Source organism: Pseudomonas sp. AFG_SD02_1510_Pfu_092, assembly GCF_003331055.1.
Classification (GTDB): Bacteria; Pseudomonadota; Gammaproteobacteria; order Pseudomonadales; family Pseudomonadaceae; genus Aquipseudomonas.
Genome location: NZ_PUQD01000057.1, coordinates 1 through 14,493, shown reverse-complemented (window position 1 = coordinate 14,493; position 14,493 = coordinate 1). Strand labels below are relative to the sequence as shown.

The window sequence follows — 14,493 nt, the reverse complement described above, 5'->3', positions numbered from 1 at the left end:
CTGCCCGAGGATCTACCCATGAGCGATCACGACGAACGCCGCCGCTTTCAGCGTATCCAGTTCGACGCCCCGACCAGGCTGTGCCAGGGCGAACGCTGCTGGGAGGTGAAACTGCTCGACCTGTCCCTCAAAGGCCTGCTGGTCGAACACCCAGAGTGCTGGGACGCCGACCTGACTCAGGATTTCGAAGCGTACATCCTGCTCAACGACAAGGTCACCGAGGTGAAGATGCAAGTGGAGTTGCGCCATGAAGAACCGCACCGCCTGGGCTTCATCTGCCTGTACATCGACATCGACTCGATGAGCCATTTGCACCGTCTTGTGGAATTGAACCTGGCCGACAGCACCGAAATGATGCGTGAGCTGCGCGAACTGATCGAATAATGAAATCTCTTAGCTAGCTAATGGCTTTCCCGCCGAGTGTTTCTTGTCTACCCAGACAGCTTTGAGCCTGGGTAGCAGCGCTTTGTACACACCCCTCTAATACAGCACCTGACGAACTGGTACGCCTTCTGCATTGGGTTTTGCCACACCCAGCAGTCGCGGCTGCACGCGCTCCGATCAAAATATTGTATACAATTTTTGTAGCAATCATTTGTAGGAAGTGTCTACAGTAGCGGCACAACAATAAACAGAGAGCCTGCTCCATGACTACGTCCCCTAGCACGTCTCCCGCCAAGCGCCCCGAGGATGAAAACCTCGGCCTTGGTGCCAACCTGGCCTATGGTCTGCAGCATGTGCTGACCATGTACGGGGGGATCGTCGCGGTACCCCTGATCCTGGGGCAGGCCGCGGGTCTGAACGGCGCCGAAATCGGCATGCTGATCGCCGCTTCGTTGTTTGCCGGTGGCCTGGCCACGCTGTTGCAGACCCTGGGCCTGCCGTTCTTCGGCTGCCAGCTGCCGCTGGTGCAGGGCGTGTCGTTTGCCGGGGTCGCGACCATGGGTGCGATCCTCAGCAGCGAGGGTGGCGGTGGCCTGCCGGGGGTGCTCGGCGCAGTCATGGCGGCATCGCTGATCGGCTTTCTGATCACCCCGGTGTTCTCGCGCATCACCAAGTTCTTCCCGCCGCTGGTGACCGGTATCGTCATCACCACCATCGGCCTGACCCTGATGCCGGTGGCTGCCCGCTGGGTAATGGGGGGCAACAGCGCCTCGCCGGAATTCGGCAGCGTGGCCAACATCGGCCTGGCCGGCTTGACCTTCGCCATCGTGCTGTTGCTGAGCAAGCTGGGCAGCGCGACCATCTCGCGCCTGTCGATCCTGCTGGCGATGGTGGTCGGCACCCTGATCGCCTGGGCACTGGGCATGACTGACTTCAGCAAGGTTACCGAAGGCCCGATCTTCGCCTTCCCCACGCCGTTCCACTTCGGCATGCCGGAATTCCACATCGCCGCGATCCTGTCGATGTGCATCGTGATCATGGTGACCCTGGTGGAAACTTCGGCCGACATCCTCGCCGTGGGTGAGATCATCGACACCAAGGTCGACTCCAAGCGCCTGGGCAACGGCCTGCGCGCCGACATGGCCTCGAGCATCCTGGCGCCGATCTTCGGTTCGTTCACCCAGAGCGCGTTCGCCCAGAACGTCGGCCTGGTCGCCGTGACCGGCGTCAAGAGCCGCTACGTGGTCGCCACCGGTGGCGTTATCCTGGTGGTGCTGGGCCTGCTGCCGATCATGGGCCGGGTCATCGCCGCCGTCCCTACGCCGGTACTGGGTGGCGCGGGCATCGTGCTGTTCGGCACGGTGGCAGCCAGCGGTATCCGCACCCTGTCCAAGGTCAGCTACAAGAACAACGTCAACCTGATCATCGTGGCTGCCTCGCTGGGCTTCGGCATGATCCCGATTGCCGCCCCGACCTTCTACCACCACTTCCCGAACTGGTTCGAGACCATCTTCCACTCGGGCATCAGCTCGGCAGCGATCATGGCCATCCTGCTGAACCTGATCTTCAACCACTTCACCGCCGGCAACTCGGAAAACCAGTCGGTGTTCGCTGCCGCCTACGAGCGCACCATCCAGTACTCGGACATTTCAGCGCTGCGTGATGGCGACTACTTCAAGGATGGCAAGCTGTTCGATGCCGAGGGTAATGAAGTGCCGATGCTGGAACTGGATGAGCATGGCAATGAAACGGTCAGGCGCACGCCGGTTGCCGAACATTGACTGCTGACTGAGCGGTGAAGTGGGGGGGCCGACGCGCATCGTCGGCCCCTTTTTTGTTGGCCTGTTCCGGCCCTTTCGCGGGTAAACCCGCTCCCACAGATACAGCGCCCCATTCAAGACTGGCGCCGTACCTGTGGGAGCGGGTTCACCCGCGAAAGGGCCGGAACAGGTTAAAGATCACTCGAACAACGCATCCAGCGCCTGCTCCAGCCGGGTCACGGCAATTACCTGCAGCCCCGCCGGCGCCTCTTTCGGGGCATTGCCCTTGGGCACGATGGCCCGCTTGAAACCGTGCTTGGCCGCTTCCTTCAAACGCTCCTGGCCACTGGGCACCGGCCGCACCTCGCCCGACAGGCCGATCTCGCCAAACACCAGCAGGCCATGGGCCAGTGGCCGGTTGCGCAAACTGGACATCACCGCCGCCAGCAGCGCCAGGTCCGAGGCAGTTTCCAAAACCTTCACCCCGCCCACCACGTTGAGGAAGACGTCCTGGTCATGGGTCGGAATACCGCCGTGGCGGTGCAACACCGCCAGCAACATGGCCAGGCGGTTCTGGTCCAGGCCCAGGGTCACCCGACGCGGGTTGGCCAGGTGGCTGTCATCGACCAGCGCCTGCACCTCCACCAGCATCGGCCGGGTGCCTTCCCAGGTCGCCATCACCACGCTGCCCGGCACTTCTTCCTGCGTGCGGTTGAGGAAGATCGCCGACGGGTTGGAGACTTCCTTCAGGCCACGGTCGGTCATGCCGAACACGCCCAGTTCGTTGACCGCACCAAAGCGGTTCTTCACTGCCCGCAGCAGACGCAGGCGGCCATCGGACTCGCCTTCGAAATACAGCACGGTGTCGACCATGTGCTCGAGTACCCGCGGGCCGGCCAGCGAGCCCTCCTTGGTCACGTGGCCGACCAGGAAGATCGCCGTGCCGCTCTGCTTGGCGTAGCGCACCAGCAATGCCGTGCTCTCGCGCACCTGGGCCACACCGCCGGGCGCCGATTGCAGCTGCTCGGTGAAAATGGTCTGGATCGAGTCGATCACCATCACCCGGGGCTTTTCCAGGCGCGCCGTGGCGATGATGGTTTCGATGCAGGTTTCGGTCATCACCTTGAGCTTGTCCTGGGGCAGGCCCAGGCGCCGCGAGCGCATGGCCACCTGTTGCTGCGACTCCTCGCCGGTGACATACAGCGCCGGCATGCCCACGGCGATGTTGCACAAGGTCTGCAACAGGATGGTCGACTTGCCGATACCCGGGTCGCCACCGATCAGCACCACCGAGCCATCCACCAGGCCGCCGCCCAGCACGCGGTCCAGTTCGGTACTGCTGGTGGTGAAGCGCGGAATTTCCTCGACGCTGACTTCGGCCAAGGTCTTGATCTGCGCCTGCTGCCCGGTCCAGCCGGCACGGCCGCTGCCGGGCGCGGCCGCGCCGCCGCTTTCGATCATGGTCTCGACCAGGGTGTTCCAGGCGCCGCATTCGCCACACTGGCCGGCCCATTTGGGGAAGGTCGCACCGCACTCGGTGCAGCCATACAAGCGCTTGGCCTTGGCCATGGCTGAGGGTCTCCTGGAAAAAACCGCCATGATAGCCGAGCTGAACGTGTCTCGAACGCTTCGGGGTGCGACAAAACTATTCGTTCCAGCCGTAGTCAGTAGCCGCGAGTGCACCGCATGAAGCGAGCAAGTGGCTTACACTGCGTAAACCTTACCTTTTGTTACAAGGAACCAAACATGGGCATGATCAGTGAGTTCAAGGCCTTCGCGGTCAAAGGCAATGTCGTCGACATGGCAGTGGGTATCATCATCGGCGCGGCCTTCGGCAAGATCGTCTCGTCCTTCGTTGGTGACGTGGTCATGCCGCCGCTGGGCCTGTTGATCGGTGGCGTGGACTTCAGCGACCTGGCGATTACCCTGAAGGCTGCCGAAGGCGAGATTCCGGCGGTGGTCCTGGCGTATGGCAAGTTCATCCAGACCGTGATCGACTTCGTGATCGTGGCCTTTGCCATCTTCATGGGGGTGAAGGCCATCAACCGCCTCAAGCGTGAAGAGGCCGTGGCGCCAAGCGCACCGCCTGTGCCCTCGCCAGAAGAAACCTTGCTGAGCGAGATTCGCGACCTGCTCAAGGCGCAGAACCAGAACCGCTTGCCTTGAACTGATCGAGGGCACTGTGGAAGCGGGCACGCCCCGCTCCCACTAGGGCTCCCTGGCTTTACCAGTAAGTCTCTACCGCCACCTGCCCTGGCCGCTTGCTCAAGCTCAATTGCAGGTCGCGCGCCTTCAGTACCTTGCGTGTCTCGTCGATCATCTCCGGGTTGCCACACAACATCACCCGTGAATGCTCCGGCGACAACGCCAGCCCAGCCGCCTTCTCCAGTTCGCCATTCTCGATCAGCGTGGTAATGCGCGCATTCAACGCACCGGGGTGCTGCTCGCGGGTCACCACCGGAATGAACTGCAACTTGCCGGCGAATTCGGCCAGGTAATCGCGATGCTCAAGCCCGGCGATGTCGTCTACGTAGGCCAGCTCTTTCGCTTCGCGCACCGAGTACACCAGCTTGATGTTGTCGAACCGCTCCCAGGCCTCGAAGTCCTGCAGGATCGACATGAAGGGCGCAATGCCAGTACCGGTCGCCAGCAACCACAGGTCGCGGCCACCGACAAAACGGTCGAGGGTGAGGAAACCAAACGCCTGACGGTCGATCAACAGGCTGTCGCCCGCCTGCAGCCGGCTGAGCTCGCTGGTGAATTCCCCGCCAGGAACCACGATGGAAAAGAAGTCGAGGTGCTCGTCATGGGGCGCGCTGACCATCGAGTAGGCGCGCCACACCACGCTGCCATCGGCCTTGGTCACGCCCAGGCGGGCAAACTGGCCGGAACGGAAGCGGAACCCGGCGTCGCGCGTAACCCGCAGGCTGAAGAGGTTCGGCGTCAGCGGCTGAACATCGAGCAGGGTCTGGCGGGTGAATTTTTCGGCGCTAGCGGTCATATCGGGCTCCAGGGTTTACGTGGGCACAGTGTCGCGCAAAGTGGCGCGGATAAAAACCATTGCTTTGTAGGGCCTCATCGAGGCGGCTTCAGCCGAAGTCGCAGAAAATCCTGATCGCTATAACAAAAAAATCCCAACGTCTTGGTAGGTCTTTTCCTACACTGGATCGGGTGCTCAAACGGATTGGCTGCGGCAACCACAAGGAGAGCCCAGATGTTTCACTGGAAACCCGAACATCTTGAAGCGTTCGTCAGCGAACGCGCCCCGCAAAAGTTGTTCGATATCGCAGTGCACCTGGCCCAGGACCTGGGAATGGATTACCTGGGGCTGAACCTGCGCATCCAGATCGCCACGCAAACGCCACGGGTTTACCTCTACAGCAATTACCCGAACGAATGGATCGAGCGCTGCCAACGTGACGAGTTCTATAAACAGGACGCGGCCGCCGAGGCGAGCCACAGGTCGACCCTGCCTGTGCTATGGACCGACGACCTGTATCGCGAGGCCCCGCAGTTTCGTGAAGCGGCCCGCCGGTGTGGCCTGCGCCATGGCTGGACGCAGTCATTGCACGACTTGCAGCACAACGAAAGCCAGATCAGCGTCGCCAGGCCCACCGGCTGCATCGACATGGCAGAACTCTACGACAAGGCTGGCAGTGTGCAGTGGCTGTGCCACACCCTGCATGCGGTACTGGGCGAGCATCACCTGACGGCACTGTGCCCAGCACAACCGAAAATGAGCGAGCGGGAACTGGAAGTGCTGAAATGGTCGGCTGCCGGCAAGACCGCTGCCGACGTTGCCTGCATCCTGTCGCTGTCGCAAAGCACGGTGAACTTCCACATCCGCAGCGTGATCACCAAGACCAACGCCGCCAACAAGGCCGGTGCCATCGCCATCGCCGCCCTGCGTGGCTGGATCTGACCGGCAAACCTGCGACCTCGGGCAAAGCCCTGTAGAATCGCCCGGCAAAGCCCGCGGCGAACCGCAACGGGCAGTTTCGTACCCGAGCCAGACGCCATGCCCCTGTTGACCACCCCCTACGCCGAACTCGACCTGATCCGCCAGCCGGAACAGGCCAACGACCCGTTGCAGGCTTTCGACGCCGCCGATGAGTACCTGCTTGCGCAGCTGCACGACCAGGCCCCCGACGCCAGCTGCCGGGTGCTGGTGCTCAATGACAGCTTCGGCGCCCTGGCTGCCAGCCTGGCGGGCAAGTTGCAGGTGGTCAGCAGTGGCGATTCGCACCTGGCCCACCTGGCGCTGGAAAAGAACCTGGCCCGCAATGGCCTGCCGTTCGACAGCGTTCCGTTCGTAGCGGCCAGCGAGCATTGGCAAGGCCGGTTCGACCGGGTGCTGGTACGCGTGCCCAAGACCCTGGCTCTGCTCGAAGAGCAGCTGATCCGCCTGCAGGGCCATCTGGCGCCCGATGCCCAGGTGATTGCGGGGGCGATGGTCAAGCACCTGCCACGCGCCGCCGGTGACCTGATGGAAAAATACATCGGCCCGGTACAGGCCTCGCTGGCACAGAAAAAGGCCCGCTTGCTGACCGCGACGGTGGCTGAACGGCCTGTCGCCCGCTCCCCCTACCCCAGCCGCTACCGCCTCGATGCGCCGGCACTGGAGCTGCTCAACCACGCCAACGTGTTCTGCCGTGAAGGCCTGGACATCGGCACCCGGGCGTTCCTCCCACACCTGCCACGCGACCTGGGCCATGCACGGGTGGCCGACCTGGGCTGCGGCAACGGCGTACTGGCGATTGCCAGCGCCCTGGTCAACCCGGATGCCCAGTACACCCTGGTCGACGAGTCGTACATGGCGGTGCAGTCGGCGCGGGAAAACTGGCAGGCCGCGCTGGGCGAGCGCCCGGCGCTGTTCCAGGCGGCCGATGGGTTGGCCGGGGTAGAGAAACAGTCGCTGGACGTGGTGCTGTGCAACCCGCCGTTCCACCAACAGCAGGTGGTGGGCGATTTTCTCGCCTGGCGCATGTTCCAGCAGGCGCGGGAGGCGCTGGTAGTAGGTGGGGCGCTATATATCGTAGGTAACCGGCACCTGGGCTATCACAGCAAGCTGGCGCGATTGTTCCGAGGCGTGGAGCAGGTCGCGGCAACGCCCAAGTTCGTTATCCTGAAAGCCCGCAAGTAGGCCTGTACCGGCCCTGTCGCCGGCAAGCCAGCTCCCACAGGTGCCCCACAAGGCTCAAGATCCGTGGAGTACCTGTGGGAGCAACTGTCTTGATCAATTTCCAAAAACTGGCGCGATCCCTGTGGGAGCGGCCGTGGCCGCGAACACCGGCGCAGCCGGTGCCATCCACCACATCGTCTGCTTCGCGGGCTTGCCCGCTCCCACATGGGCTGCGTATGCCTCGGGCTTGCGCTGAAACCTGTGAGAGCTGGCTTGCCGGCGATGGAGCCGGAACAGACTTACCTCAATGGGTGGTCAACCCCGCGGCGCCCATGAACAGGCGCATCACCCAGGCGGCCACGCCCAGCGCCGCCACGCTCATCGCCCAGATCAGCAGTAGCCAACCCAGCCGTTGCCACAGCGGCTTTTTCTCTTCCAAGCCATGCTTGCCAGTCATCATGTGGCCCTCCTAGTGATAGCCGTCTTCATGGGTCACCTTGCCGCGGAACACGTAATAGCTCCAGAACGTGTACCCGAGGATGAACGGCAGGATGAACAGGGTGCCCACCAGCATGAAGCCCTGGCTCTGCGGCGGCGCAGCAGCATCCCAGATCGAGATCGACGGCGGGATGATGTTCGGCCACAGGCTGATACCCAGCCCGCTGTAGCCCAGGAAGATCAGCACCAGGGTCAGCAGGAACGGGGTGTAGTGAGCGTTGCGCGCCACAGCCTTGAACAACGCGTAGAAGGTCACCAGCACCAGCAGCGGCACCGGCATGAACCAGACCAGGTTGGGCATGCTGAACCAGCGTTCGGCGATTTGCGGATAAGCAATCGGGGTCCACAGGCTGACGATGCCGATCACCGCCAGCAGTACCAGCGCCAGCGGCCGCCCGAGGTTGTGCATCTGCGCCTGCAATGGCCCCTCGGTCTTCATGATCAGCCAGGTGCAGCCCAGCAGCGCGTAGGCCACGATCAAGCCCAGGCCGCTGAAGATGCTGAACGGGGTCAGCCAGTCCAGCGAGCCCCCGGCGAAATGCCGGTCGACCACCTTGAAGCCTTCGATGAACGCGCCCAGCGCCACCCCCTGGAAGAATGTCGCCACCAGTGAGCCCCAGATGAACGCCTTGTCCCACAAGTGACGGCGCTGGGCGCTGGCCTTGAAGCGGAACTCGAAGGCCACGCCGCGGAAGATCAGGCCGATCAGCATCAGGATCAACGGCAGGTACAGCGCTTCGAGCACCACCGCATAGGCCATCGGGAAAGCGCCAAACAACCCTGCACCGCCCAGCACCAGCCAGGTTTCGTTGCCGTCCCACACCGGGGCGACCGTATTCATCATCACGTCCCGGTCACGCTCGCCCTTGACGAAGGGGAAGAGCATGCCGATGCCGAGGTCGAAACCGTCCATCACCACATACATCATGACGCCGAAGATGATGATGACGGCCCAGATCAACGGAAGGTCGATACCCATGGCTCAGTTCCCCTTGCTCAAGTCTGCGGTAGCGGCATCGCTGCCTTCCTCGGCAGCCGACAGCGGCCGTGCCGGTGTGCGTTTCTGGCCAGGCCCGCCCGGGCGTTGTTCGTCGCCCTCGCCGGTGTGTGGCCCCTTGCGCACCAGGCGCATCATGTAGGCAAAGCCGGTGCCGAACAGGGCGAAGTAGACCACCACGAAGGCGATCAGGGTAAAGCCGAGCTGGGCATAGCTGTGGTTGGACACGCCATCTGCCGTGCGCATGACGCCATACACCACCCAAGGCTGGCGGCCGATTTCGGTGGTGAACCAGCCGGCAAGAATCGCCAGCAGCCCGGAGGGCCCCATCCACATGACGAAGTGCAGGAACGGGCGCGAGCTGTAGAGCTTGCCGCCCTTGCGCAACAACAGGCTCCAGAGGCCGGCGGCGATCATCAGCAAGCCCAGCGCGACCATGATGCGGAACGACCAGAAGATGATGGTGGAGTTGGGCCGGTCTTCAGGCGGGAACTCCTTCATGGCCGGCACTTGCTGGTCCAGGCTGTGGGTGAGGATGAGGCTGCCCAACGCCGGTATCTCGACCTTGAAGCGGGTGGTCTCGGCCTGCATGTCGGGGATGCCGAAGAGGATCAGCGGGGTCGGCTCGCCGGGCACGTTCTCCCAGTGGCCCTCGATGGCGGCGATCTTCACCGGCTGGTGTTTCAGGGTATTGAGGCCATGGAAGTCACCGATCACTGCCTGGATCGGTGCCACGGTCAGGGCCATCCACATGGCCATCGACAGCATCTTGCGCACCGCCGGGTTATCGCGCCCGCGCAGCAGGTGCCAGGCCGCCGAGGCGCCGACGAAGAACGCGGTGGCGACGAAGGCGGCGGTGGCCATGTGCATCAGGCGGAACGGGAACGACGGGTTGAAGATGATCGCCAGCCAGTCGACCGGGATCACCCGGCCATCGACGATCGCGTGGCCCTGGGGGGTTTGCATCCAGCTGTTCGAAGCCAGGATCCAGAACGTCGACACCAGCGTGCCGAGCGCCACCATGCAGGTGGAGAAAAAGTGCAGCCCGCGGCCGACGCGGTTCCAGCCGAACAGCATCACGCCGAGGAAACCTGCTTCGAGGAAGAAGGCCGTGAGTACCTCGTAGGTCAGCAGCGGCCCGGTGACCGAGCCGGCGAATTCGGAAAAGCGGCTCCAGTTGGTGCCGAACTGGTAAGCCATCACCAGGCCGGACACCACACCCATGCCGAAATTGACGGCGAAGATCTTCGACCAGAAGTGGTAAAGGTCGCGGTAGACCTGCTTGTCGGTCTTCAGCCAGAGGCCTTCAAGCACCGCCAGGTAGCTCGCCAGGCCAATGGTGATGGCCGGGAACAGGATATGGAAGGATACGGTAAACGCGAACTGGATTCGGGCGAGATCAAGTGCCTCTAAACCGAACATAGTGCTTCCTCTTCAGATAATCCGGCGTCCGGGCTGTGGCCCCGTCGCCCACTGCCCCCGCTTGGTCGAGTACGGCGTGTTGGAATTGTTCTGTTCGATCGCAGGGATTTCGGCCCAAGGGCCAGATCGTTGCATCTGGAACGATTGATCCAGATCAACGCTTGCCAGGAAGCATAGTCCCGAACGGCCCGACAGGCCGTGTGGTTGATTGCCGCGTGACCGGTTGCCCCACCCCCTTTCACGGCGGCTGAAAAAGTGCCGATCCGGGCAAACAGTAACCGTTTGTTACAAACAGATGATACGCTGCGCCCTCCCCTCTACTGCGCCGAGCCCCTGGTTGCCGATGTCCGATTCCGCACCGCAGTTGTTGCGTCACCACCGTCCTTTCCTGGCCTTCTGGCTGGCCCGCGTGTTCACCGCCAGCGGCTTCCAGATGCTCACCGTGGCCATCGGCTGGCACCTATACCAGCTGACCGGCAATGTGCTGGACCTGGGCCTGGTCGGCCTGGTCGAGTTCGCCCCCCGGGTGCTGTTCATGCTGCACACCGGGCATGTCGCCGACCGCTATGACCGGCGCAAGGTCGCGGCGCTGTGCCAGAGCCTGCAGGGGCTGATAGCCCTGGCGCTGGCGTTGGGCAGCGCCACCGACAACATCACCCGCGAGCTGATTTTCGGGCTGGCCTTCCTGCTTGGCGCCACGCGCTCGTTCGAGATGCCGGCGACCCAGGCGCTGCTTCCCAACGTGGTACCGGCCGGGCTGTTCCCGCGGGCGGTGGCTGCGTCCGCCTCGGCCACCCAGGCGGCGACCATCGTCGCGCCGGCGGTAGGCGGTTTTCTGTATGCCTTCGGCAGCCTGTGGGTCTATGGCCCTACCGTGGCCCTGTACGCCATTGCCTGCGGGCTGACCCTGAGCCTGCAGGCACGCGGCCAGGTAGCCCAGCGCGGGCGCGCCAGCATCGAGTCGCTGCTGGCCGGTATCCGCTTCATCCGCAGCCGGCCGGATATCCTCGGCGCCATCTCGCTGGACCTGTTCGCCGTCCTGCTGGGCGGGGCCACCGCGCTGCTGCCGGTGTTCGCCAAGGACATTCTGCTGACCGGCCCGCTGGGCCTCGGCCTGCTGCGCTCGGCGCCGGCGGTGGGGGCGTTGCTGATGTCGCTGTGGCTGGCGCGCTTCCCGTTCGAGCGCAACGTGGGGCGGACCATGTTCACCGCAGTGGGCGTGTTCGGTGTGGCGACCATCGCCTTCGGCCTGTCGACCTCGTTCTGGTTCTCGTTGGCGGTGCTGGTGGTGCTGGGCGCGGCGGACATGATCAGCATGGTCATCCGTGGCGCCTTCGTGCAGCTGGAGACACCAGATGAAATGCGCGGGCGGGTCAGTGCGGTGAACGGCTTGTTCATTGGTGCCTCGAACCAGCTCGGCGAGTTCGAGTCGGGGGTGACCGCGCACTGGTTTGGCACAGTGCCGGCGGTGGTGCTGGGTGGGGTGGGCACGCTGGTGGTGACCGGGGTGTGGATAAAACTGTTCCCTACCTTGGCCAGACGGGATCGCTTGCATGAAGGTTGATCTTTAGCCTGTACCGGCCTCTTCGCGGGCGCGCCCGCTCCCACAGGGGCCTGGCGCGGTCCGCGAAGAGACCGGCACAGGCAACAGAAAAGCCATTCCCCAACGGCGATAGGCCCCCGCCAAGCATGCTGGTATGATGCGCGGCTTTTTTCCGCCTCACACAAAACCACGGCAACCGGTACGGTCTGTGCTTTGCTGATGGGGTCGATACATTCATGGCGCCGGGGGCGCCTTGGGGAGCGGGCATGCTGGAAAGGCTGTTTCAACTAAGAGCACACAACACCAACGTGCGCACCGAGATTCTCGCGGGCGTCACCACCTTCCTGGCCATGGCCTACATCCTGTTCGTCAACCCGAGCATCCTCGGCGAGACCGGCATGGACAAAGGTGCGATCTTCGTCGCCACCTGCCTGGCCGCAGCCATCGGCTCGGTGACCATGGGCCTGATCGCCAACTACCCGATCGCCTTGGCGCCGGGCATGGGCCTGAACGCGTTCTTCACCTACACCGTGGTGCTGCACATGGGCCACACCTGGCAGGTGGCACTGGGCGCGGTGTTCCTTTCGGCGGTGATGTTCTTCCTGCTGTCGATCTTCCGCATCCGCGAATGGATCGTGAACAGCATTCCGCTGCCGCTGCGTTCGGCGATTGCCGCCGGCATCGGTCTGTTCCTGGCATTGATCGCCCTGCATAACGCAGGCATCGTCGTCGATAACCCGGCCACGCTGGTAGGCCTGGGCGACCTCAAGCAGCCAGCGCCGATCCTCGCCACCCTGGGCTTCTTCCTGATCGTCGGCCTGGAAGCGCTGAAAGTGCGCGGCGCGGTGCTGATCGGCATTCTTGCGGTGACCATCGCCTCGATCGTGATGGGGGTGACGCCATTCGGCGGCATCGTTTCCATGCCGCCGTCGCTGGCCCCGACCTTCCTGCAACTGGACATCGCCGGGGCACTGGACGTGGGCCTGGTCAGCGTGATCTTCGCCTTCCTGTTCGTCGACCTGTTCGACAACTCCGGCACCCTGATCGGCGTGGCCAAGCGCGCCGGGTTGATGGGCAAGGACGGCCACATGCCGAAGATGGGCCGCGCGCTGATCGCCGACAGCACCGCTGCCATGGCCGGTTCGCTGCTGGGCACCTCGACCACCACCAGCTACATCGAATCCGCCGCAGGCGTTAGCGCCGGTGGCCGTACCGGCCTGACCGCCATCGTGGTCGCGGTGTTGTTCCTGCTGGCGTTGTTCTTCGCCCCACTGGCCGGTAGCGTGCCCGCCTTCGCCACGGCCCCGGCGCTGCTGTTCGTCGCCGTGCTGATGGCCTCGGGCCTGGCGGAAATAAACTGGGACGACGTCACCGAAGCCGCGCCGGTGGTGGTGACCGCCCTGGCCATGCCGCTGACCTACTCGATCGCCAACGGCATCGCCTTCGGCTTCATCTCCTGGACCGCCGTCAAGCTGATCTCCGGCCGCCACCGCGACCTGAACCCGGCGCTGGTGATCCTTTCCATCCTGTTCGTCATCAAGCTGGGCTGGTTCAACGCATGAGTGCTGCTTTCGACCCCTCCTCCTACGCCACCCAGCTGGACGCCAAGGTGGCCCGGCTGCGCGAGCTGCTGGCGCCGTTCGGCGCGCCGGAGCCGGCTGTTTTCGACTCGCCGCGCGAGCACTACCGCCTGCGCGCCGAGTTCCGCCTGTGGCGCGAGGATGGCCAGCGCCACTACGCCATGTTCGCCCCGGGCGAGAAGCACAAGGCGATCCTGATCGACGACTTCCCGATCGCCAGCCAGCGCATCAATGCGTTGATGCCACGGCTGAAGGCGGCCTGGCAGGCCAGCGAAGCACTGGGCAACCGCCTGTTCCAGGTGGAGTTCCTCACCACCCTGGCGGGTGATGCCATGGTCACGCTGTGCTACCACCGGCCGCTGGACGAGGCCTGGGAAGTGGCTGCGCGGCAACTGGCGGAAGAATTGGCGGTCAGCGTGATTGGCCGCTCCAAAGGCAAACGCCTGGTGATCGGCCGCGATTACGCGGTGGAAAAGCTCGATGTGGCCGGCCGCGTGTTCAGCTATCGCCAGCCGGAGGGGGCGTTCACCCAGCCCAACGGTGCGGTGAACCAGAAGATGCTGAGCTGGGCCTACGAGGCAATCGGCGAGCGTGACGACGACTTGCTGGAGCTGTATTGCGGCAACGGCAACTTCACCTTGCCGCTGGCCACGCGCGTGCGCCAGGTGCTGGCTACCGAGATCAGCAAGACTTCGGTCAATGCTGCGCTGAGCAACCTCGACGAGAACGCTGTGGATAACGTGCGGCTGGTACGCCTGTCGGCGGAAGAGCTGACCCAGGCGCTGAATGAGGTGCGGCCGTTCCGTCGTCTGGAAGGCATCGACCTGAAGCGCTACGACTTCGGCACGGTGTTCGTCGACCCGCCGCGCGCAGGGATGGACCCGGACACCTGCGAGCTGACCCGGCGTTTCGAGCGCATTCTGTACATCTCGTGCAACCCGGAGACGCTGGCGGCGAACATTGCCCAGTTGCAGGACACGCACCGCATCGAGCGTTGTGCGTTGTTTGACCAATTCCCCTACACGCACCACATGGAAAGTGGGGTGCTGCTGGTTCGGCGCTGACCTTCAGATCGCCGGGGCTGCTTTGCAGCCCATCGCCCGGGGGGGCCCCCCCCCCCCCCCCCCCCGACCCGCGGGGGGGGGGCCCCGGGGGGGGGGGGGGGGGGGGGGGGGCGGCGGGGGCCC

The 14,493-nt window shown here is 64.0% G+C and carries 13 protein-coding genes; 8 read left to right on the top strand and 5 right to left on the bottom strand.

From position 1 onward, the window contains the following. Positions 1 to 18 precede the first annotated feature (18 nt). Entirely contained in the window at positions 19 to 384 is a 366-nt protein-coding gene (locus C6A77_RS20460; protein WP_114171107.1) for a PilZ domain-containing protein, read from the top strand. Between the two features lie 263 nt (positions 385 to 647). Beyond that, complete coding sequence (locus C6A77_RS20455) at positions 648 to 2,165, top strand: nucleobase:cation symporter-2 family protein (protein WP_114171106.1); 1,518 nt, start codon at positions 648 to 650, stop codon at positions 2,163 to 2,165. A 177-nt stretch (positions 2,166 to 2,342) separates the two neighbouring features. Here C6A77_RS20455 and radA read toward each other — a convergent pair whose 3' ends face one another. Continuing rightward, on the bottom strand, positions 2,343 to 3,713 hold the full coding sequence (gene radA, locus C6A77_RS20445) for a DNA repair protein RadA (protein WP_114171105.1): 1,371 nt from the start codon (positions 3,711 to 3,713) through the stop codon (positions 2,343 to 2,345). A gap of 177 nt (positions 3,714 to 3,890) precedes the next feature. Here radA and mscL point away from each other — a divergent pair, with 177 nt between their 5' ends. Beyond that, positions 3,891 to 4,310, top strand: coding sequence for a large-conductance mechanosensitive channel protein MscL (gene mscL, locus C6A77_RS20440; protein WP_114171104.1), 420 nt, complete (start codon positions 3,891 to 3,893; stop codon positions 4,308 to 4,310). Between the two features lie 58 nt (positions 4,311 to 4,368). Here mscL and C6A77_RS20435 read toward each other — a convergent pair whose 3' ends face one another. Continuing rightward, the gene (locus C6A77_RS20435) at positions 4,369 to 5,145 is read right to left on the bottom strand and encodes a ferredoxin--NADP reductase (protein ID WP_114171103.1); all 777 of its coding nucleotides are present in this window, start codon (positions 5,143 to 5,145) and stop codon (positions 4,369 to 4,371) included. A 213-nt stretch (positions 5,146 to 5,358) separates the two neighbouring features. On the opposite strand from C6A77_RS20435, the gene C6A77_RS20430 reads away from it, so the two are divergent. Both C6A77_RS20430 and C6A77_RS20425 read left to right on the top strand, forming a co-directional pair. After that, the gene (locus tag C6A77_RS20430) at positions 5,359 to 6,066 is read left to right on the top strand and encodes an autoinducer binding domain-containing protein (RefSeq protein WP_114171102.1); all 708 of its coding nucleotides are present in this window, start codon (positions 5,359 to 5,361) and stop codon (positions 6,064 to 6,066) included. A gap of 96 nt (positions 6,067 to 6,162) precedes the next feature. Then, a complete protein-coding gene (locus C6A77_RS20425; RefSeq protein WP_114171101.1) occupies positions 6,163 to 7,287 on the top strand; it encodes a methyltransferase in 1,125 nt (374 codons plus the stop codon). 283 nt (positions 7,288 to 7,570) lie between these two features. Here C6A77_RS20425 and C6A77_RS20415 read toward each other — a convergent pair whose 3' ends face one another. The 3 genes from C6A77_RS20415 to C6A77_RS20405 are packed head-to-tail and all read right to left on the bottom strand — an operon-like array spanning position 7,571 to position 10,183. Then, positions 7,571 to 7,726 (bottom strand): DUF2474 domain-containing protein, encoded by a 156-nt coding sequence (locus C6A77_RS20415; protein ID WP_016713451.1) that lies wholly within the window; start codon positions 7,724 to 7,726, stop codon positions 7,571 to 7,573. A 9-nt stretch (positions 7,727 to 7,735) separates the two neighbouring features. Next, the gene (cydB, locus tag C6A77_RS20410) at positions 7,736 to 8,743 is read right to left on the bottom strand and encodes a cytochrome d ubiquinol oxidase subunit II (protein ID WP_114171100.1); all 1,008 of its coding nucleotides are present in this window, start codon (positions 8,741 to 8,743) and stop codon (positions 7,736 to 7,738) included. 3 nt (positions 8,744 to 8,746) lie between these two features. Then, positions 8,747 to 10,183: a cytochrome ubiquinol oxidase subunit I gene (locus tag C6A77_RS20405; RefSeq protein ID WP_114171099.1), complete on the bottom strand. Its 1,437-nt coding sequence runs from the start codon at positions 10,181 to 10,183 to the stop codon at positions 8,747 to 8,749. A gap of 343 nt (positions 10,184 to 10,526) precedes the next feature. Here C6A77_RS20405 and C6A77_RS20400 point away from each other — a divergent pair, with 343 nt between their 5' ends. The 3 genes from C6A77_RS20400 (at position 10,527) to trmA (ending at position 14,370) form a co-directional block, all read left to right on the top strand. Next, the gene (locus C6A77_RS20400; RefSeq protein ID WP_114171098.1) at positions 10,527 to 11,747 is read left to right on the top strand and encodes an MFS transporter; all 1,221 of its coding nucleotides are present in this window, start codon (positions 10,527 to 10,529) and stop codon (positions 11,745 to 11,747) included. A gap of 245 nt (positions 11,748 to 11,992) precedes the next feature. Then, entirely contained in the window at positions 11,993 to 13,288 is a 1,296-nt protein-coding gene (locus tag C6A77_RS20395; protein ID WP_114171097.1) for an NCS2 family permease, read from the top strand. Then, the gene (gene trmA / locus C6A77_RS20390; protein WP_114171096.1) at positions 13,285 to 14,370 is read left to right on the top strand and encodes a tRNA (uridine(54)-C5)-methyltransferase TrmA; all 1,086 of its coding nucleotides are present in this window, start codon (positions 13,285 to 13,287) and stop codon (positions 14,368 to 14,370) included. The genes C6A77_RS20395 and trmA overlap by 4 nt, the downstream gene beginning before the upstream one ends. Positions 14,371 to 14,493 lie beyond the last annotated feature (123 nt).

Excerpts from the sequence above, each read along its gene's own strand:
- C6A77_RS20455 (WP_114171106.1), top strand. The coding sequence starts at position 648 with ATGACTACGTCCCCTAGCACGTCTCCCGCCAAGCGCCCCGAGGATGAA.
- C6A77_RS20415 (WP_016713451.1), bottom strand. The coding sequence starts at position 7,726 with ATGATGACTGGCAAGCATGGCTTGGAAGAGAAAAAGCCGCTGTGGCAA.
- C6A77_RS20425 (WP_114171101.1), top strand. The coding sequence starts at position 6,163 with ATGCCCCTGTTGACCACCCCCTACGCCGAACTCGACCTGATCCGCCAG.
- C6A77_RS20395 (WP_114171097.1), top strand. The coding sequence starts at position 11,993 with ATGCTGGAAAGGCTGTTTCAACTAAGAGCACACAACACCAACGTGCGC.
- mscL (WP_114171104.1), top strand. The coding sequence starts at position 3,891 with ATGGGCATGATCAGTGAGTTCAAGGCCTTCGCGGTCAAAGGCAATGTC.
- C6A77_RS20405 (WP_114171099.1), bottom strand. The coding sequence starts at position 10,183 with ATGTTCGGTTTAGAGGCACTTGATCTCGCCCGAATCCAGTTCGCGTTT.
- cydB (WP_114171100.1), bottom strand. The coding sequence starts at position 8,743 with ATGGGTATCGACCTTCCGTTGATCTGGGCCGTCATCATCATCTTCGGC.
- C6A77_RS20435 (WP_114171103.1), bottom strand. The coding sequence starts at position 5,145 with ATGACCGCTAGCGCCGAAAAATTCACCCGCCAGACCCTGCTCGATGTT.
- trmA (WP_114171096.1), top strand. The coding sequence starts at position 13,285 with ATGAGTGCTGCTTTCGACCCCTCCTCCTACGCCACCCAGCTGGACGCC.
- C6A77_RS20430 (WP_114171102.1), top strand. The coding sequence starts at position 5,359 with ATGTTTCACTGGAAACCCGAACATCTTGAAGCGTTCGTCAGCGAACGC.
- C6A77_RS20400 (WP_114171098.1), top strand. The coding sequence starts at position 10,527 with ATGTCCGATTCCGCACCGCAGTTGTTGCGTCACCACCGTCCTTTCCTG.
- radA (WP_114171105.1), bottom strand. The coding sequence starts at position 3,713 with ATGGCCAAGGCCAAGCGCTTGTATGGCTGCACCGAGTGCGGTGCGACC.
- C6A77_RS20460 (WP_114171107.1), top strand. The coding sequence starts at position 19 with ATGAGCGATCACGACGAACGCCGCCGCTTTCAGCGTATCCAGTTCGAC.